This window comes from Pseudonocardia alni, from assembly GCF_002813375.1.
Classification (GTDB): Bacteria; Actinomycetota; Actinomycetes; order Mycobacteriales; family Pseudonocardiaceae; genus Pseudonocardia; species Pseudonocardia alni.
Window position 1 is genome coordinate 1 of sequence record NZ_PHUJ01000003.1, and the last position, 19,281, is coordinate 19,281.

Here is a 19,281-nt window from a genome sequence, read left to right on the forward strand (position 1 = left end):
GGGTAGCCGGCCTGAGAGGGCGACCGGCCACACTGGGACTGAGACACGGCCCAGACTCCTACGGGAGGCAGCAGTGGGGAATATTGCGCAATGGGCGGAAGCCTGACGCAGCGACGCCGCGTGGGGGATGACGGCCTTCGGGTTGTAAACCTCTTTCGCCAGGGACGAAGAGCAATTGACGGTACCTGGAGAAGAAGCACCGGCCAACTACGTGCCAGCAGCCGCGGTAACACGTAGGGTGCGAGCGTTGTCCGGAATTATTGGGCGTAAAGAGCTCGTAGGCGGTGTGTCGCGTCGGCCGTGAAAACTTGGGGCTTAACTCTGAGCGTGCGGTCGATACGGGCATCACTTGAGTTCGGCAGGGGAGACTGGAATTCCTGGTGTAGCGGTGAAATGCGCAGATATCAGGAGGAACACCGGTGGCGAAGGCGGGTCTCTGGGCCGATACTGACGCTGAGGAGCGAAAGCGTGGGGAGCGAACAGGATTAGATACCCTGGTAGTCCACGCCGTAAACGTTGGGCGCTAGGTGTGGGGACCATTCCACGGTTTCTGTGCCGCAGCTAACGCATTAAGCGCCCCGCCTGGGGAGTACGGCCGCAAGGCTAAAACTCAAAGGAATTGACGGGGGCCCGCACAAGCGGCGGAGCATGTGGATTAATTCGATGCAACGCGAAGAACCTTACCTGGGTTTGACATGCACCAGACATCCCTAGAGATAGGGCTTCCCTTGTGGTTGGTGTGCAGGTGGTGCATGGCTGTCGTCAGCTCGTGTCGTGAGATGTTGGGTTAAGTCCCGCAACGAGCGCAACCCTTGTTCCATGTTGCCAGCACGTAATGGTGGGGACTCATGGGAGACTGCCGGGGTCAACTCGGAGGAAGGTGGGGATGACGTCAAGTCATCATGCCCCTTATGTCCAGGGCTTCACACATGCTACAATGGCTCATACAGAGGGCTGCGAGACCGTGAGGTGGAGCGAATCCCTTAAAGTGAGTCTCAGTTCGGATCGGGGTCTGCAACTCGACCCCGTGAAGTTGGAGTCGCTAGTAATCGCAGATCAGCAACGCTGCGGTGAATACGTTCCCGGGCCTTGTACACACCGCCCGTCACGTCACGAAAGTTGGTAACACCCGAAGCCGGCGGCCCAACCCTTGTGGAGGGAGCTGTCGAAGGTGGGACTGGCGATTGGGACGAAGTCGTAACAAGGTAGCCGTACCGGAAGGTGCGGCTGGATCACCTCCTTTCTAAGGAGTCCCATCATGTGATGGGGCACCACACGCTCTTTATTGGGTGTCTGTGGTTCCTTCATTGAATCGCATTTGCGGCCCCGTTCGTGGGTCGGGTGCGTTGGGTGGAACGCAGCACGTCGAACCGTTTGGCTTGGCACACTGTTGGGTCCTGAGAAGACGCCCTGTGGGTTGTTTTCTTTGGCCGCTCAGGTTGAGGGTTGTCCTAACGCCCCGGTTGGTTCCGGGTGTGGTGGTTTCTTCTTGGTCTGGTGTGGTTGTGGGTTGAGTGTTGCATAGTGGATGCGAGCATCTTGTTGTGGTCAAGTTGTTAAGAGCACATGGTGGATGCCTGGGCATCAGGAGCCGATGAAGGACGTGGGAGGCCGCGATAGGCCTCGGGGAGCTGTCAACCGAGCTGTGATCCGAGGGTGTCCGAATGGGGAAACCCAGCGCCCGTCATGGGGCGTTACCCGTACCTGAATTCATAGGGTGCGTGGAGGGAACGTGGGGAAGTGAAACATCTCAGTACCCACAGGAAGAGAAAACAATAGTGATTCCGTGAGTAGTGGCGAGCGAAAGCGGAAGAGGCTAAACCGTGTCCGTGTCAAGCCGGCAGGCGTTGCGGGTGCGGGGTTGTGAGACGTGTCGTTCATCTTCTGCCGAGGATGGGACAGCAAGTGCCTGTGTTAGCGGAACGACTCTGGGATGGTCGGCCGTAGTGGGTGATAGCCCCGTACGCGAAAACACTGGGTTCTGTTGTGGGCGTGTTCTCGAGTAGCAGCGAGCCCGTGAAATTCGCTGTGAATCTGGCGGGACCACCCGTCAAGCCTAAATACTACCTGATGACCGATAGCGGACAAGTACCGTGAGGGAAAGGTGAAAAGTACCCCGGGAGGGGAGTGAAATAGTACCTGAAACCGTGTGCTTACAAGCCGTCAGAGCCTTTCGGGGTGATGGCGTGCCTTTTGAAGAATGAGCCTGCGAGTTATGCTTCGTGGCGAGGTTAACCTGTGTGGGGTAGCCGTAGCGAAAGCGAGTCCGAATAGGGCGTCTGAGTCGCGGGGTGTAGACCCGAAGCGGAGTGATCTACCCATGGCCAGGGTGAAGCGTCGGTAAGACGTCGTGGAGGCCCGAACCCACCAGGGTTGAAAACCTGGGGGATGAGCTGTGGGTAGGGGTGAAAGGCCAATCAAACTTCGTGATAGCTGGTTCTCCCCGAAATGCATTTAGGTGCAGCGTCGTGTGTTTCTCACCGGAGGTAGAGCACTGGATGGCCTAGGGGGCCGACAAGCTTACCGAAGTCAGCCAAACTCCGAATGCCGGTGAGTGAGAGCGCGGCAGTGAGACTGCGGGGGATAAGCTTCGTGGTCGAGAGGGAAACAGCCCAGATCACCGGCTAAGGCCCCTAAGCGTGCGCTAAGTGGGAAAGGATGTGGGATCGCCCGGACAACCAGGAGGTTGGCTTAGAAGCAGCCACCCTTGAAAGAGTGCGTAATAGCTCACTGGTCAAGTGGTCCTGCGCCGACAATGTAGCGGGGCTCAAGCGCACCGCCGAAGCCGTGGCAATGACACTTTGGTGTTGTTGGGTAGGGGAGCGTCCTGCATCTGGTGAAGCCCGGGAGTGATTTACGGGTGGAGGGTGTGGGAGTGAGAATGCAGGCATGAGTAGCGAATGCAGAGTGAGAATCTCTGCCGCCGGATGACCAAGGGTTCCTGGGCCAGGTTGTTCCGCCCAGGGTGAGCCGGGACCTAAGGCGAGGCCGTCAGGCGTAGTCGATGGACAACGGGTTGATATTCCCGTGCTCGTGATAGTGCGTCCATGCCGAGGCTGGTGATGCTAACCATCCGAACCCACCTTCGCTCCTTCGGGAGTGTTGTTTGTGGGGGAGCGTGGGATCCGATCTGGTAGTAGGCAAGTGATGGGGTGACGCAGGAGGGTAGCTCCGCCACGCGGTGGTTGTCGTGGTGTAAGCCTGTAGCCCGAGTCCTAGGTAAATCCGGGGCTCATTAAAGGGTGAGAGGTGATGCGTAGCCGATTGAGGCGAAGAGAGTGATCCCATGCTGTCGAGAAAAGCCTCTAGCGAGTGCTGTTGCGGCCCGTACCCCAAACCGACACAGGTGGTCAGGTAGAGAATACCGAGGCGATCGAGCGAACTGTGGTTAAGGAATTCGGCAAAATACCTCCGTAACTTCGGGAGAAGGAGGGCCGGTTGTCTTGAGGCTCCTTGCGGGCTAGGGACGGCCGGTCGCAGAGACCAGGCCCAAGCGACTGTTTACTAAAAACACAGGTCCGTGCGAAGTCGCAAGACGATGTATACGGACTGACGCCTGCCCGGTGCTGGAACGTTAAGAGGACCTGTTAGCTCTTCGGGGCGAAGCGGAGAATTTAAGCGCCAGTAAACGGCGGTGGTAACTATAACCATCCTAAGGTAGCGAAATTCCTTGTCGGGTAAGTTCCGACCTGCACGAATGGCGTAACGACTTGGGCGCTGTCTCGACCACAGACTCGGCGAAATTGCACTACGAGTAAAGATGCTCGTTACGCGCGGCAGGACGGAAAGACCCCGGGACCTTTACTATAGCTTGGTATTGATGCTTGGTTCGGCTTGTGTAGGATAGGTGGGAGACTGTGAAGCTATCACGCCAGTGGTGGTGGAGTCGTTGTTGAAATACCACTCTGGTCGAATTGGGTGTCTCAACCTCGGGCCATGATCTGGTTCAGGGACAGTGCCTGGTGGGTAGTTTAACTGGGGCGGTTGCCTCCCAAAGAGTAACGGAGGCGCCCAAAGGTTCCCTCAGCCTGGTTGGCAATCAGGTGTTGAGTGTAAGTGCACAAGGGAGCTTGACTGTGAGACTGACGGGTCGAGCAGGGACGAAAGTCGGGACTAGTGATCCGGCACCACCTTGTGGAAGGGGTGTCGCTCAACGGATAAAAGGTACCCCGGGGATAACAGGCTGATCTTGCCCAAGAGTCCATATCGACGGCATGGTTTGGCACCTCGATGTCGGCTCGTCGCATCCTGGGGCTGGAGTAGGTCCCAAGGGTTGGGCTGTTCGCCCATTAAAGCGGTACGCGAGCTGGGTTTAGAACGTCGTGAGACAGTTCGGTCCCTATCCGCCGCGCGCGTTGGAGACTTGAGGAAGGCTGTCCCTAGTACGAGAGGACCGGGACGGACGAACCTCTGGTGTGCCAGTTGTCCCGCCAGGGGCACGGCTGGTTGGCTATGTTCGGGAGGGATAACCGCTGAAGGCATCTAAGCGGGAAGCCTGTTCCAAGATGAGGTCTCCCACCACCTTCGAGTGGGTAAGGCTCCCAGTAGATGACTGGGTTGATAGGCCGGAGATGGAAGCCCTGTGAGGGGTGGAGTTGACCGGTACTAATAGGCCGAGGGCTTGCCACAACGAGTTGTTCGCATCCACTGTGTGACCCTGAGTCCACAACCGTCCATGTTCCCGGTGATCCGGGGATCGTGGGTTCGGTTTGTGTGCTCGACCCCCGCCTCTCGGGGTTTTCTGGGGGGTGGGGTGATAGTTGGATAGTGTTGTCGGTGGTCATTGCGGTAGGGAAACGCCCGGTCCCATTCCGAACCCGGTAGCTAAGCCTTCCAGCGCCGATGGTACTGCACTCGCCAGGGTGTGGGAGAGTAGGTCGCCGCCGACATTCAACCTCTGAAAGGGGAGTCCGCAACGGTGTAGTAGCCGCTGTGGACTCCCCTTTTTCGTATGTCTGCAGCCGTGTCCGCCTCTCTGCGCGGACCGGTTCGCCCAGTGCGGTCGCCGACCGCGGAAGTGACGGTGTTCGTTTGTACCCTGACCACGTGACGGACGGGGAACGTCCCGGCAACGGCCGGGCAGGCGAGGAGCGCGGTTCGCGCAGCGGGTCGGGGTGGTCGCGCGGCGATGACCAGCGGGGACGGCGCCGCGACGGCGACGACCGCACGCGTCGCGACGACCGGGGCAACCGCAGCGGCGGCGACCGCGCGCGCGACGACCGGGGACGTCCGGGCGAGCGCCGCACCGAGGGCCGCTCCTGGTCCGACCGGGGTGGACGCGACACCGGCCGGCGCGACAGCGGCTTCCGCGACGAGGACCGCTCCGACCGCGGGCCGCGTCGCGACGACGACCGTCGCCCCGCCCGTGACGACGACCGCCGTTCCGGTGGCACCGGCCGGCGCGACTCGTTCCGGGGTGGCCGTGACGAACGCGGTGGCCGGCCCTCCGCGGGCCGTGAGGACCGCCGTCCCTACCGTGACCGCGACGACCGTGGCGCCCGTCCGCAGCGCGACGACGACCGCGGCGGGCGCTCGTTCCGGGACCGCGCCGGTCGTCCCTCCTCCGGCCGTGACGACCGTGATGGCCGCTCGTTCTCCGGCCGTGACGACCGTGATGGCCGCTCGTTCTCCGGTCGCGACGACCGTGGCGGTCGTTCCTTCCCCGGTCGCGACGACCGCGGGGGACGTCCGTCCGGGGGCCGTGACGGTCGCTCCTCCGGCGGCCGTGACGACCGCCGTCCCGCCCGTGACCGTGACGACCGCGGCGGCCGTCCGTTCCGCGGCGGCGACGACCGGGGCGGTCGCCCGTCCGGGGACCGTGACGACCGCGGTGCCCGCTCGTTCCGTGACCGTGACGACCGCGGCGGCCGTTCCTTCGGTGGCCGTGACGACCGGGCCCCTCGTCCGCAGCGCGACGACGACCGCGGCGGCCGTTCGTTCCGCGACCGTGACGACCGCGGGGGACGTCCGTCCGGTGACCGCGGTGCCCGTTCCTTCCGGGACCGCGACGAGCGTGGCGCCCGTCCGCAGCGCGGCGACGACCGTGGCGGCCGTTCGTTCCGCGATCGCGACGACCGGGCCGGCCGCCCGTCCCGGGACCGTGACGACCGCGGCGGCCGACCCTTCGGTAACCGTGACGACCGTGGCCCCCGTCCCCAGCGCGAGGACGACCGTGGTGCCCGTCCCTACCGGAACCGTGACGACCGCGCGCCCCGCGGTCGCGACGACCGTGACGAGGACCGGCGCAGCCCGTCCCGCGACCGGGAGGACCGCCCGTACCGCGCCCGTCAGGAGCGCCCGTCGCACGACCGCCCGTCCGAGCGGTCCGCGGCCGTCGAGCCCCAGGACGTCGCGCAGCCGGCCGCGGTGCAGGCCGAGCCGGCCGGTGACGTGCCTGCCGTGACGCCGTCGACGACCGACACGCGGGAGGCGGCCACGCCGACCGGCGCGACCGCCTCCGACACCGCTACCCGGGTTCCGGAGACCTCGCCCGCGGAGGCGGCCGACGCGCCGGTCACCCGCGACGAGCGCACCGACGACGCGGTCAGCACGGGCAGCACCGCGTCCGACGGCCCCCGGTCCGACAGCGGGGAGCGGACCGACACCCCCGTGACCGACGCCCGCGGGGCCGGTACCGGGGCCGACGCCGTCGACCGCGCCGGGACCGCCCCGGGCACGACCGGATCGGACGCCGACACCGTCGACGGTCCGCGCACCGACCGTGCCGAGCGCCCCATCGGGCGCGACGAGCGTCGCCCGCTCCGTGACCGTGACGACCGTGGCCCGCGCCGGGAGCGTGACGACCGTGGCCCGCGTGGCGGCCGGGACGACCGGGGCCCGCGCTCCGGCCGTGACGACCGCAGGCGCGACGACCGGGGCCGGAACGACCGTGGCCGCGACGACCGTGGCCGCGACGACCGCCGTGACCGCGACGCCCGTTCGCGACGGGCGATCCCGGAGTCGGCCGAGCGGACCTTCGTCGCCGAGCCGGACCTGCCGGACTCGGTGACGGCCGCCGAGCTCGACCCGAGCGTGCGCCGGGACCTGCGCGGCCTCCAGAAGGAGACCGCCGAGGTGGTGGCGCGGCACCTCGTCGCGGCGGGGCTGCTCGTCGACGAGGACGCCGTGCAGGCGCTCGAGCACGTGCGCTACGCGAGGCGCCGGGCGTCGCGGATCGCGGTCGTCCGGGAGGCCGCCGGCATCGTCGCCTACCACGCGGGGGAGTGGAACGAGGCCCTCGGCGAGTTCCGCGCCGCCCGCCGGATGGGCGGCGGACCGGGGCACGTGCACGTCATGGCCGACATCGAGCGCGCCCTCGGCCGTCCCGAGCGTGCTCTCGACCTGGCCCGCAGCCCGGAGGCCCGGGACCTCGGCCACGAGGAGCGGATCGAGCTGCTCATCGTCGCTGCGGGAGCCCGGCGCGACCTGGGCGAGGCCGACGCCGCCGTCGTCGGGCTCCAGGTCCCCGAGCTCGACGCGGTCCGCCGCGACCCGTGGAGCGCGCGGCTGTTCTACGCCTACGCCGACAACCTGCTCGCCGCCGGCCGGGAGTCGGAGGCCGTGCAGTGGTTCGTCCACGCCCACGACGCCGACCGGCACCGGGAGACCGACGCCGCCGCGCGCATCGCCGAGCTGACCGGTGACGAGCTCGAGGGCGCCGACGACGAGCTCTCCGTCGGCTGGGAGGACGTGCCCCCGGCCGCCGACGACCACGTCGAGGCGCCGCACACCGACGCCCCGGCACCGTCCGGTCGGGTCGACGCCGGCGATGCCGACGACGCAGCCGGCGACGCAGCCGACGACGCAGCCGACGACGCAGCCGACGACGCAGCCGACCCCGGCGACGACGACGCGTCCGGGACCGCAGTCCCGGGCGCCGACGGGAGCGACGCGGGCGGGACGGAGGAGGGCGGGCCGGACGAGGTCCGCGGCGACACCGACGGAGGCGCCGTGGTCGAGAGGCCGGACGCCTCCGGGGCGGCTCCCTCCGCGGACCAGCAGCAGGGCCGCGACACCGGGGCCGGCGACCGGTGACCGACGACCTGCTGTCCCGCCACGACGTCCTCCTGGCCGACCTCGACGGCACCCTCTACCAGGGCCCCGAGGTCGTCCCGGGGGCCGTCGAGGCGGTGCGCGGGGCGGCGGACCGCGGCGTGCCCACGGTGTACGTCACCAACAACGCCTCGCGCAGCCCCGCCGACGTCGCGGCGCACCTCGCCGAGCTCGGCTTCCCGGCCCGCGTCGAGCACGTCCGCACCAGCTCACAGGCCGCTGCCGCGATGCTGGCCGAGCAGCTCCCGCCGGGCGCGCGGGTGCTGGTCGTCGGCACGTCGGCGCTGGCCGACGAGGTCCGGGCCCGCGGGCTCGCCGTCGTCGGTGACGCCGAGGGCGCGGACGCCGTCGTCCAGGGGCACTCGCCCGACACCGGGTGGCGGATCCTGGCCGAGGCGGTCGTCGCCGTCCGGGCCGGAGCGTTGTGGGTCGCCTCCAACGTCGATCCCACCCTTCCCACCGAGCGCGGGCCGCTGCCCGGCAACGGTTCGATGGTCCAGGTCGTGCGGACGGCGACCGGCGCACGGCCGCAGGTGGCGGGCAAGCCCGCCGCCCGGCTGCTCCGCGAGGGGTGTGGCGACGCGCAGGCCCCGCTCGTCATCGGGGACCGGCTCGACACCGACATCGAGGGTGCCAACGCCATGGGCGCCCCGTCGCTGATGGTCCTGACCGGGGTCAGCGGCGCCGCGGAGCTGCTCGCCGCCGCCCCGGAGCTGCGGCCCACCCACATCGGCGCCGACCTCGCCGCGCTCACCCGCCCACCGGACGAGCTGGCCCCCGGGCCGCGGCCCGGCTGGGACGTCCGCGCCGACGGCGGCACGCTCGTCCTGTCCGGCGACGGGGACGGGCCCGAACCCACGGTGGACGCGCTGCGTGCCCTGTGCGCGGTGGCCTGGGAGCAGGGCGTCCACGACGTCCGCTCCGACGGTGCGGCCGCCGCCGCGGCACTGGCCGACCTCGGCCTGGCGGAGCGGCCAGGGCGGTGACGCCGCGTCGCGGCCGCGGTCGGGACCGTCGGCTACCGTGGCGTCAGAACCCCGTACCCGGAGATCATCCATGAGCGTTCCCGCACCCGGACCCCGTCCGGGCGACCCGCGGCCCGAGCAGGACCGCCCCGTCGCGGCCCTGCGTGCCGAGGTCGACGCGGCCGTCGCGGCGCTCGACGCGCTGGACGACCGTCCGGTCTCCGAGCACCCGGCCGCGTTCGAGCGGGTGCACGCCGCGCTCGGCCGCGCGCTGAGCGCCGGCTCGGAACGGGAGTGACGATGGGCCCCACCCGCGCCCGCCTGGACGCCGAGCTCGTCCGCCGCAAGCTCGCCCGCTCCCGCGGCCAGGCCGCCGAGCTGATCGCCGCAGGCCGGGTCGTCGTCAACGGCATGCCGGCGGCGAAGCCCGCCACCGTGGTGGACCGGGACGCACCCGTGCTCGTCCGCCCGGACGACGACGGCGAACCCGACTGGGCCTCCCGCGGCGCCAAGAAGCTGCTCGGCGCCCTCGACGCGTTCACCGACGTCGACCCCGCCGGACGGCGCTGCCTCGACGCGGGCGCCTCCACCGGCGGCTTCACCGACGTGCTGCTCACCCGCGGGGCGGCCGAGGTCGTCGCCGTCGACGTCGGGTACGGCCAGCTGGTGTGGCGGCTGCAGTCCGACGAGCGCGTCCACGTGCACGACCGCACCAACGTCCGGGCCCTCGAACCGGAGCAGATCGGCGGGACGGTCGACCTGACCGTCGCCGACCTGTCGTTCATCTCGCTGCGCACCGTGCTGCCGGCCCTCGCCGCCTGCACCGCGCCCGGAGGCGACCTGCTACCCATGGTGAAACCACAGTTCGAGGTCGGGAAGGACCGGCTCGGCTCCGGCGGGGTCGTACGGGACCCGGGTCTGCGCATCGAGGCACTGCACGGGGTCGCGACCGCCGCCGCCGCGGCCGGGCTGCACGTCCTCGGCGCGACCGCGAGCCCGCTGCCCGGCCCGTCGGGCAACGTCGAGTACTTCCTGCACCTGCGCCGGCCCGTCGACGGCCCGGCCGGCGTCGCCCCCGAGCAGCCCGAGCTCGCGCCGATGCTGGCCGCCGCGGTCGCGGACGGCCCCGCATGAGGGACGTCCTGCTGGTCCTGCACACCGGGCGGCCCACCAACCGCAAGACCGCGCTGCACGTGATGGGCGAGCTCGGGCGGCTCGGCCTGCGCACCCGGGTGCTCGCCGACGAGTGGGCCGAGCTCGCCGCGGACCCCGACGTCCCGGCGGGCTACGAGCCGGTCCCGGTCCCCGGGAGCCCGGAGTGCGCCCGCGGCGCCGAGGCGGTCCTGGTCCTCGGCGGTGACGGCACCCTGCTGCGCGCCGCCGACCTCGCCCGCCACGCCGGCGTGCCCCTGCTGGGCGTCAACCTCGGCCACGTCGGCTTCCTCGCCGAGGCCGAGGAGGACACCCTGCCCGAGGCGCTGCAGAAGCTCGCCGACGGCGACTACGAGGTCGAGGAACGGACCACCCTCGAGGCCGTCGTCACCGCCGCCGGGCAGGTGCTCGGCCGGGCGTGGGCGCTGAACGAGGCCGTCGTCGAGAAGACCACCCGCGGCCGCATCCTCGAGGTCGTCCTCGAGGTCGACGGCCGCCCGGTGTCCTCCTTCGGCTGCGACGGGGTGCTCTGCTCCACCCCGACCGGTTCCACCGCCTACGCCTTCTCCGCGGGCGGGCCGCTGATCTGGCCGCAGGTGCAGGCACTGCTGGTGGTCCCCAGCAACGCACACGCCCTGTTCGCCCGGCCGATGGTGATCGCGCCGGAGAGCACCGTCGCGATCGAGGTGTCCGCCGACGGCCCGTCCGCCGTGCTGGACTGCGACGGCCGTCGCACCGTCGCGGTGCCGCCCGGGGCCCGGGTGGAGCTGCGGCGTGCGTCGGAGCCCGTGCGGATGGTGCGCCTGGCCGCGCAGCCCTTCGCCGACCGGCTCGTCCGCAAGTTCGACCTGCCCGTCCGGGGCTGGCGCGGGGCCCGGACCCAACCACCGGGTTCGAACGCCTGATCGACCGCTCGGCGCACGGGAACATCCGTTCGGTGCCGTTCGCGTGTCGGGGCTCGAACGCTGTCGGTGTTCGAACGTATGGTCCCACGCATGTTGTCCGAGATGCGGATCCAGGGCCTCGGCGTGATCGACGACGCGACCCTGGAGCTCGACCCGGGCCTGACCGTGCTGACCGGCGAGACCGGCGCCGGGAAGACCATGGTCGTGACCGGGCTGAACCTCCTCGGCGGTGGCCGCGCGGAGTCCTCGCGGGTGTCGGCCGGGGCGAGGCGCGCCGTCGTCGAGGGCCGCTTCGCGGCCTCGCCGGGGGCGCTGGAACTGGCCGAGGAGGTGGGCGCCGAGGCCGACGACGACGGGGCGCTGATCGCGGCCCGCACCGTGTCGGCCGACGGGCGCTCCCGGGCCCACCTGGGCGGGCGGTCGGTGCCCAACGGGGTGCTGGGCAGGCTCGCCGAGACCCAGCTCGCCGTGCACGGGCAGAACGACCAGCTGCGGCTGCTGCGGGGCTCCGACCAGCGGGCCCTGCTCGACCGCTTCGCCGGGGACCCCGTCGCGGTCCCGCTGACCGCCTACCGGACGGTGCGCGCCGAGTGGCTGCAGGTGGTCACCGAGCTCGCCGAGCGGCGGGACAACGCCCGCCGGCTCGCCCAGGAGGCGGACCTGCTGCGCCACGGTCTCGCCGAGATCGAGGCCGCCGACCCGCAGCCCGGTGAGGACCGCGAGCTCGTCGAACAGGCCCGCCGGATGGCCGAGGCCGACGACCTGCGAGCCGCCGCCGAGAGCGCACACCTCGCACTGTCCGGCTCGGACGACGGCGAGGCCCCCGGCGCCGTCGGGCTCGCCGGGCAGGCCAAGGGGCTCGCCGAGGGCAGTGGCGACCCCGCGCTGGAGGAGCTCGGCCCGCGCCTCACCGAGGCCATCGCGGTCCTCGCCGACGCCGCGGCCGAGCTGAGCGGCTACCTCGACCGGCTCGACGCCGACCCCGAGCTGCTGTCCCGCGTCCTGACCCGCCAGGCCGAGCTCAAGGCACTCACCCGCAAGTACGCCGCGGACACCGACGGCGTGCTGGCCTGGGCGGACACCGCCCGCGACCGACTGTCCGGGCTCGACACCTCCGACGAGGCGCTCGCCGAGCTGTCGGCCCGCCGTGACGCACTCGCCGGTGAGCTGGCCGGTCACGCCGCCGCGATCACCGCGGCGCGCACCGCCGCCGCGTCCCGGCTGGCCGAGGCGACGACGGCGGAACTCGCCGGGCTCGCCATGAAGGACGCGACGTTGCAGGTCGGCGTGCAGCCGCGGCCCGCCGCCGACACCGGGCCGGTGCTCGAGGTCGGCGGGCGGCGCTGCCAGGCCGGGTCGAGCGGCGTCGACGAGGTCGAGATCCGGCTCGTCCCGCACGCCGGGGCGGTGGCACAGCCGCTGCACAAGGGCGCCTCCGGTGGCGAGCTGTCCCGGGTCATGCTGGCCCTGGAGGTCGCGCTCGCCGGCGCCGACCCGGTGCCGACCATGGTGTTCGACGAGGTCGACGCCGGCGTCGGCGGCCGGGCCGCGGTGGAGATCGGCCGCCGGCTCGCGCAGCTCGCGGCCCGCCACCAGGTCATCGTCGTCACACACCTGCCGCAGGTCGCGGCGTACGCCGACCGGCACCTCGTGGTGCAGAAGGCGTCCGGGGCGGGCGTCACCCGCTCCAGCGTGCGGCGGCTCACCGAGGAGGAGCGCACCGGGGAGCTGGCACGGATGCTGGCCGGGATGGACGACACCGACACCGGCCGCGCGCACGCCGAGGAGCTGCTCAGCGCCGCGACCGCGCACCGGGAGGCCGACCGCGCGGCGGCACGGCCCGCGGACCTGGCCGAGGCCCGGTCGCGTCGCGCGCAGTCCCGGCGCGGCCGGACCGCGCGGGACACGGACACCGGCGTCGCGACCGCGCCGGTGGAGGGTGCGGTCCCCGGGCCGCGCGGCACCGACTCCCGCGGCACCGACCCCCGCGGCACCGACCCCTGCGGCACCGACCCCTGCGGCACCGACTCCCGCGGCACCGACTCCCGCAGCATCGACCCGGACCGCGCCGCGGGCCGTCCCGCCGCCGCGTCGCGGCGGCGCCGGGCCGGCTGAGCGGGCCCGGCCGACGGCAGCCCGAGCGGCGCGCCGTCGCTGTGGGTGAGCGGCGCGTGGTCCGGGCGTCGCCACCCGGGGAGCGACGGGGGGATCGTCCGGGCCGGTGACGTCGCGGTCTCGCGCGGCGTGCCTGCGTGGTCACGGACGCCCCACCTGTCACAGTGCGCCACATGAAGCTGTCCGGCCTGCTGCACCGTTCCCGACCGGAGCTGCCGGGCCTGACCGGCCCGGCCCGCGCCGACCGTCGTATCGAGTCGGTGCTCCGGCGCCTGCGCCCCGGCGACATCGCCGTGATCGACCAGGTCGACCTGGACCGGGCGACCGCGGACGCGCTCGTCGCCGCCCGGGTCGCCGCGGTCGTCAACGCCGCCCCGTCGATCTCCGGCCGGTTCCCGAACCTCGGCCCGCAGGTGCTCGTCGAGGCGGGCATCCCGCTCGTCGACGACTGCGGTCCCGACACCCTGCGCGCGGTCAAGGACGGCATCCGGGTGCGGCTGCACGACGGCGTGCTCTACACCGGCGAGCAGCCGCTGTGCGAGGGCCGGGAGCAGACCGAGGACACCGTCGCCGACGCCCTGGACGAGGCCAAGCAGGGCCTGACCCACCAGCTCGAGGCGTTCGCCGCGAACACCATCGAGTTCATGCGCCGCGAGCGCTCGCTGCTCCTCGACGGGCACGGCGTCCCCGAGGTCGACGTCGCCCTCGACGGGCGGCCGGTGCTCGTCGTCGCCGCCGGGTTCGAGCACCTCGCCGTGCTGAAGCGACTCAAGGCCTACATCAAGGAGTACCGGCCGGTACTCGTCGGCGTCGGGGCGGGCGCGGACGCGCTGCTCAACGCGCGCCACCGCCCGGACCTCATCGTCGCCGACCCGTCCGAGGTGTCGAACCAGGCGCTGACCAGCGGCGCCGACGTCGTCGTCCCGGCCTTCCCCGACGGGCACGCCCCGGGGCTGCACCGGGTGCAGGACCTGGGCGCCAGCGCCGTCACGTTCCCGTCGATGGCCAACCCCGAGGACCTCGCCCTGCTGCTCGCCCACCACCGCGGCGCCTCGATGATCGTCACGGTCGGGTTGTCGGCGTCGATGGGGGAGTTCCTCGACCGCGGGCGGTCGGGCAGCAACGCCTCGACGTTCCTGACCCGGCTGCAGGCGGGGGGCGGCGTCGTCGACGGCGCGATGATCGCCCAGATGTACCGGAGCCGGACCTCGTTCGCCCCGCTGCTGCTGCTCGTCGCGGCCGCGGTGGTCGCGGTCGTCGTCGCCGTGCTCGTGTCCGGCGGCGGCCCCGCGGTGCTGGAGTGGCTGCGTGGCGTGCTGGAGAGCCTGCGGGCCCTGGTCGCCGGATGGTTCCCGGCGTGATCTCGCGGCGCCACCACCGCATCGCCCTGGTCGCGGTGTTCGTGCTGGCCCTGGCGGCCGGGTTCGTCCTCGCCGTCGTCGGGCTCCCGCAGCGCATCGCCGACGTCGCGGCCTCGCGGACGGACACGGGCGAGACCGCCCGGCTGAGCGTCGAACGCGACACCCTGGCCGCGCAGCTGCACGCCAGTGACGAGTTCGCCGGCCGCGTCGGACCGGACCTGGTGCGCGGGAAGCTCACCGGGGTGCCCGTGACCGTCGTCGCGCTCGGTGCCGACCCGTCCGACACGCGCGCGGTCGCCGAGCTCGTCGTCGCCGCGGGGGGCAGCGTCGCGGGGGAGGTCGTGCTCACCCCGGCCGTCACCGACCCGGCCCGCGCCGACCAGCTGCGCGACCTGTCCGCACGGCTGCTGCCGTCGGGGGCCCAGCTCCCCACCGCCACCGACGCCGGTGCGCTCGCCGGGGGCCTGCTCGGCTCCGCGCTGCTGGCCCCGCCCGACGGCCCCGCACCCGACCCGGACGGTGCCGGCGCGGTGCTCGCCGGGCTCGCCGGCGGCGGCTTCGCCGAGGCACCGCAGGGCAGTCCCGCGGCCGGACGGGTGGCCGTCGTCGTCACCGGTGCCGCGTACTCCGGCGTGGACGCCGGCGCCTCGGCGTCCACCGCCGCGGCACTGGCCGCGGAGCTCGACCGTCGTGGCGCGGGAGCCGTGCTGGCCGGGCGGGACGCCGCGGACGGCTCGGCCGTCGCCGCCGCCCGCGCGTCCGGGGCCGGTCCGATGGGCCGGCTCGCCACCGTCGACGGCGTCGGTACCGGGGCCGGGCGGGTCGCGACCGTGCTCGCGCTCGCCGAACGACAGGCAGGAGGCACCGGCCGCTACGGTTCCGGGGCCGGAACGGTGGGGCCGGTTCCCGCCGCCCCATGACCGATCGGTAGGCTGAAACTCCGTGCAGACTCGCGCCACCCGTCATCTCTTCGTCACCGGTGGGGTCGCGTCCTCGCTGGGTAAGGGCCTGACCGCCTCCAGTCTCGGTCAGTTGCTCACCGCGCGCGGGCTTCGCGTCACCATGCAGAAGCTCGACCCCTACTTGAACGTCGACCCCGGGACGATGAACCCGTTCCAGCACGGCGAGGTGTTCGTCACCGAGGACGGTGCCGAGACCGACCTCGACGTCGGCCACTACGAGCGGTTCCTGGACCGCGACCTCGCCGGGCGGGCCAACGTCACCACCGGCCAGGTCTACTCCGAGGTCATCGCCAAGGAGCGTCGCGGCGAGTACCTCGGCGACACCGTCCAGGTCATCCCGCACATCACCAACGAGATCAAGGACCGCGTCCTCGCGATGGCCGAGCCCGACGCCGAGGGCCTGGCCCCCGACGTCGTCATCACCGAGGTCGGCGGCACCATCGGCGACATCGAGTCGCTGCCGTTCGTCGAGGCCGCCCGCCAGGTCCGTCACGAGGTCGGCCGGGACAACTGCTTCTTCCTGCACGTGTCGCTGGTGCCGTACCTGGCGCCGTCGGGCGAGCTGAAGACCAAGCCGACCCAGCACTCCGTCGCGGCGCTGCGCAACATCGGCATCCAGCCCGACGCGGTGGTGCTGCGCGCCGACCGGGAGATCCCCGAGGGCATGAAGCGCAAGATCTCGCTGATGTGCGACATCGAACTCGACGGCGTCGCCGCGTGCCCGGACGCCCCGTCGATCTACGACATCCCGAAGGTGCTGCACGGCGAGGGCCTCGACGCCTACGTCGTGCGCCGGCTCGGGCTGCCGTTCCGCGACGTCGACTGGACCGTGTGGGGCGACCTGCTCGACCGCGTCCACCACCCGCGGGAGACCGCGACGATCGCACTGGTCGGCAAGTACGTCGACCTGCCCGACGCCTACCTCTCGGTCACCGAGGCGCTGCGGGCCGGCGGCTTCGCCCACCACGCCAAGGTGGCGATCCGCTGGGTGCCGTCGGACTCCTGCGAGACCCCGGCCGGCGCGGCCGAGGCGCTCGACGGCGTCGACGGGGTGCTCGTCCCCGGCGGCTTCGGCATCCGCGGCATCGAGGGCAAGCTCGGCGCGATCACCCACGCCCGCACCCGGCGCATCCCCACCCTGGGGCTGTGCCTGGGCCTGCAGTGCATGGTCATCGAGACCGCGCGCACCGTCGCCGGCCTGGAGGACGCGAGCTCGACCGAGTTCGACCCGGAGACCGCGCACCCGGTGATCTCGACGATGGCGACCCAGCGCGACGTCGTCGCGGGCGAGCGGGACATGGGCGGGACCATGCGCCTGGGTGCCTACCCGGCGGTGCTGCAGCCCGGCTCGGTCGCGGCGAAGGCCTACGGGGCGCGCGAGATCTCCGAGCGGCACCGGCACCGCTTCGAGGTCAACAACGCCTACCGGCAGCAGCTCACCGAGGCGGGCCTGGTGTTCGGGACCTCCCCGGACGGGACGCTGGTGGAGTTCGTGGAGCTGCCGTCGTCGCAGCACCCGTTCTTCGTCGGGACCCAGGCGCACCCCGAGCTCAAGAGCCGCCCGACCCGGCCGCACCCGTTGTTCGCGGCGTTCGTGAAGGCGGCGCTGCGCTACCGGGCCGAGGACCGGCTGCCGGTGCACCTGCCCGGCCGGGACAACACCGACGCCGACGACGCCGAGACGGTCGAGGGCGACGACGTCGCCGTCGGCGCGGGCGGCAACGGCGTGGCCCGGGCCGAGAGCACCTCCGCCCGCTGACCCCGACCGGGCCGGGCCGCCGACGGTGGCCCGGCCCGGCACGGCGGCCCGGGGCCGTGCCGCCGGGCGCGGCACGCGGCCCACACGGCCCGCGCGCCCCGCACGGGCCGGGCCCGACGGCTACTGTCCGACGGGTGATCGAACTGCGCACCCGCCGGGCGGTGACCCGGTGACCCGCCCCGGCGAGCACGACTTCCCGGTCCGCTCGGCCACCGACATCTACTCCGGCCGCGTGATGGCGCTGCGGTCGGACCGCGTCGTCATGCCCGGCGGCCGGGTCGCGACCCGCGAGATCCTGGAGCACCCGGGGGCGGTCGCCGTCGTCGCGGTGGACGAGGCCGGGCGGGTCCGGATGCTGCACCAGTACCGCCACGCCGTCCGGCGACGGCTGTGGGAGCTCCCCGCCGGCCTGCTCGACGTGGCGGGGGAGGACCCCGCGGTCACCGCCGACCGGGAGCTGACCGAGGAGGCCGGGCTGTCGGCGTCGGACTGGTCGGTGCTGCTCGACGTCGTGCCCTCGCCCGGGTTCTCCGACGAGTCGGTCCGCATCTTCCTCGCGCGCGAGCTCGTCGAGAAGCCCCGCCCCGACCTGGGCGACGACGAGGAGGCCGACCTGGAGCTGCGCTGGATCCCGATCGCCGAGGCCGTCGGGATGGTGTTCTCCGGCGAGATCGTCAACGCGGTGTCCTGCGCCGGGCTGCTCGCGGCCCGCGCGGTGCTGGCCGGGGAGTTCGACCCCCGCCCGGTCGACGCCGAGTGGGCCGACCGCCCGTTCCGCTTCGCCCGCCGCGCCGACGAGTGATCCTCCGCCGCGCCGACGGGTGACCGCGGGCCGCGGCGACGGGTGACCGCGGGCCGCGGCGACGCGTGACCGCGCCGGGTCTCCGGGTGACGGCCTGCCGCGCCGACGGGTGTCCGCCCGGCCGCGCCCACGGTGACCGCGCCGGGCGGTGGTCAGGGCCGCAACGGACGACCCTCCGGGTCCCGGGGCGACCCGGCGAGCACCACGATCCCGTCGACGAACGACCAGATCGCGCCGATCCCGAAGGTCAGGAACGTGACCAGCAGCTGCGCGACGGCCAGACCGGTGTGGCCCGAGTAGAACCGGCCGATGCCGAACGGCAGGAACAGCTGCAGCAGCCCCGCCACGATCTTCTGCTTGTCGGAGTACGGCAGCCCCGAGTAGGGCTCGCGGCCGTACGGCGCGGACGGGTCGTATCCGTAGGGGCCGTAGGACGGGGGCCCGGGGTGCGGTGGGTAGGCCGCGCCCGGGTACTGCTGCTGCCCGGACGCCCAGCCCGGCGCACCGGCGGCCCACGCCGGCCCGCCGGGGAACCCGCCGCCGGGGGACAAGCCCGCGGGGCCGCCGTCGGGGTACGGCCCGGACGGGTACGTCCCGGACGGGTACGTCCCGCCGGGGTACCCCGCGCCCGGGTAGCCGGGCGCCCCGGGGGCCGGCCACGGGGGGCGGGGGCCGGCGGTCGTCGGCGACGGGTCCGGGTAGGGGCCCGCCGCGGGGTGGCCCGACGGATCCGGGTACGGGGTGGCCCGGGTCGGGCCGGGGACCGCGAAGCGCGCGGTGCGCTCGGCGTCACCGCTGTGCCCGTCGTCGTGGGCGCCCGGGGAGCCCGTGCCGGTGGACGTGCCGGCGCGCGCGGTCGCGCCGGTGGTGGCCGGATCTGCGGCGGCGGCATCCGCGGCGGCGGCATCCGCGGCGGTGGGACCGGTGCTGGCGGGGCCGGTGGTCGCGGGATCCGCACCGGCGGGACCGCCGCTCGGGTCGGCGCCGGCCGCGGACAACGACGGCGCCACCCCGGTGAGCGACGCCGGGTGCGGCTCGGGCAGATCGGTGAACAGGGCCGCCAGCTGCGACCGCGTCGTCGCCGCCCGGGCCCGGCGCACCCGCGCGTCGAACGCGTCGACGTCCAGCGCCCCGCCCGTGTAGTGGCGGGACAGCGCCCGCACCGTCTCCTCCTGCTCGGCGTAGCCGATCGGGTCCGCGCTCATACC

General features: G+C 72.1%; 11 protein-coding genes and 3 rRNA genes. 13 read left to right on the forward strand and 1 reads right to left on the reverse strand.

From position 1 onward, the window contains the following. The 13 genes from ATL51_RS01425 to ATL51_RS01485 form a co-directional block, all read left to right on the forward strand. A 16S ribosomal RNA gene (locus tag ATL51_RS01425) occupies positions 1-1,243 on the forward strand; the annotation flags it as partial. Between the two features lie 303 nt (positions 1,244-1,546). Next, a 23S ribosomal RNA gene (locus ATL51_RS01430) occupies positions 1,547-4,629 on the forward strand. 143 nt (positions 4,630-4,772) lie between these two features. Further along, positions 4,773-4,889, forward strand: a 5S ribosomal RNA gene (gene rrf / locus ATL51_RS01435). A gap of 157 nt (positions 4,890-5,046) precedes the next feature. Continuing rightward, positions 5,047-8,034, forward strand: coding sequence for a hypothetical protein (locus ATL51_RS28805; RefSeq protein ID WP_100877395.1), 2,988 nt, complete (start codon positions 5,047-5,049; stop codon positions 8,032-8,034). Then, positions 8,031-9,038 (forward strand): HAD-IIA family hydrolase, encoded by a 1,008-nt coding sequence (locus ATL51_RS01445; protein ID WP_100877396.1) that lies wholly within the window; start codon positions 8,031-8,033, stop codon positions 9,036-9,038. The genes ATL51_RS28805 and ATL51_RS01445 overlap by 4 nt, the downstream gene beginning before the upstream one ends. Before the next feature lie 70 nt (positions 9,039-9,108). After that, complete coding sequence (locus ATL51_RS01450; RefSeq protein ID WP_062402852.1) at positions 9,109-9,315, forward strand: hypothetical protein; 207 nt, start codon at positions 9,109-9,111, stop codon at positions 9,313-9,315. A gap of 2 nt (positions 9,316-9,317) precedes the next feature. Then, on the forward strand, positions 9,318-10,151 hold the full coding sequence (locus ATL51_RS01455) for a TlyA family RNA methyltransferase (protein WP_100877397.1): 834 nt from the start codon (positions 9,318-9,320) through the stop codon (positions 10,149-10,151). After that, complete coding sequence (locus ATL51_RS01460) at positions 10,148-11,074, forward strand: NAD kinase (RefSeq protein ID WP_100877398.1); 927 nt, start codon at positions 10,148-10,150, stop codon at positions 11,072-11,074. Before ATL51_RS01455 ends, ATL51_RS01460 begins: the two co-directional genes overlap by 4 nt. 90 nt (positions 11,075-11,164) lie before the next feature. Further along, on the forward strand, positions 11,165-13,189 hold the full coding sequence (gene recN, locus ATL51_RS01465; protein WP_100877399.1) for a DNA repair protein RecN: 2,025 nt from the start codon (positions 11,165-11,167) through the stop codon (positions 13,187-13,189). A gap of 173 nt (positions 13,190-13,362) precedes the next feature. Next, a complete protein-coding gene (steA, locus tag ATL51_RS01470) occupies positions 13,363-14,550 on the forward strand; it encodes a putative cytokinetic ring protein SteA (protein WP_100877400.1) in 1,188 nt (395 codons plus the stop codon). Continuing rightward, positions 14,547-15,470, forward strand: a complete 924-nt coding sequence (locus tag ATL51_RS01475) for a copper transporter (protein WP_100877401.1) — start codon at positions 14,547-14,549, stop codon at positions 15,468-15,470. The genes steA and ATL51_RS01475 overlap by 4 nt, the downstream gene beginning before the upstream one ends. 22 nt (positions 15,471-15,492) lie before the next feature. Further along, on the forward strand, positions 15,493-17,271 hold the full coding sequence (locus ATL51_RS01480; RefSeq protein ID WP_100877402.1) for a CTP synthase: 1,779 nt from the start codon (positions 15,493-15,495) through the stop codon (positions 17,269-17,271). 169 nt (positions 17,272-17,440) lie between these two features. Further along, entirely contained in the window at positions 17,441-18,073 is a 633-nt protein-coding gene (locus ATL51_RS01485) for an NUDIX domain-containing protein (protein ID WP_073575225.1), read from the forward strand. 152 nt (positions 18,074-18,225) lie between these two features. On the opposite strand, the gene ATL51_RS01490 is transcribed toward ATL51_RS01485, so the two are convergent. Then, positions 18,226-19,278 (reverse strand): NINE protein, encoded by a 1,053-nt coding sequence (locus ATL51_RS01490; RefSeq protein ID WP_100877403.1) that lies wholly within the window; start codon positions 19,276-19,278, stop codon positions 18,226-18,228. Positions 19,279-19,281: the final 3 nt, after the last annotated feature.

Coding starts and splice junctions, on each gene's coding strand:
- ATL51_RS01450 (WP_062402852.1), top strand. CDS start 9,109: ATGAGCGTTCCCGCACCCGGACCCCGTCCGGGCGACCCGCGGCCCGAG.
- ATL51_RS01455 (WP_100877397.1), top strand. CDS start 9,318: ATGGGCCCCACCCGCGCCCGCCTGGACGCCGAGCTCGTCCGCCGCAAG.
- ATL51_RS01460 (WP_100877398.1), top strand. CDS start 10,148: ATGAGGGACGTCCTGCTGGTCCTGCACACCGGGCGGCCCACCAACCGC.
- recN (WP_100877399.1), top strand. CDS start 11,165: ATGTTGTCCGAGATGCGGATCCAGGGCCTCGGCGTGATCGACGACGCG.
- steA (WP_100877400.1), top strand. CDS start 13,363: ATGAAGCTGTCCGGCCTGCTGCACCGTTCCCGACCGGAGCTGCCGGGC.
- ATL51_RS01490 (WP_100877403.1), bottom strand. CDS start 19,278: ATGAGCGCGGACCCGATCGGCTACGCCGAGCAGGAGGAGACGGTGCGG.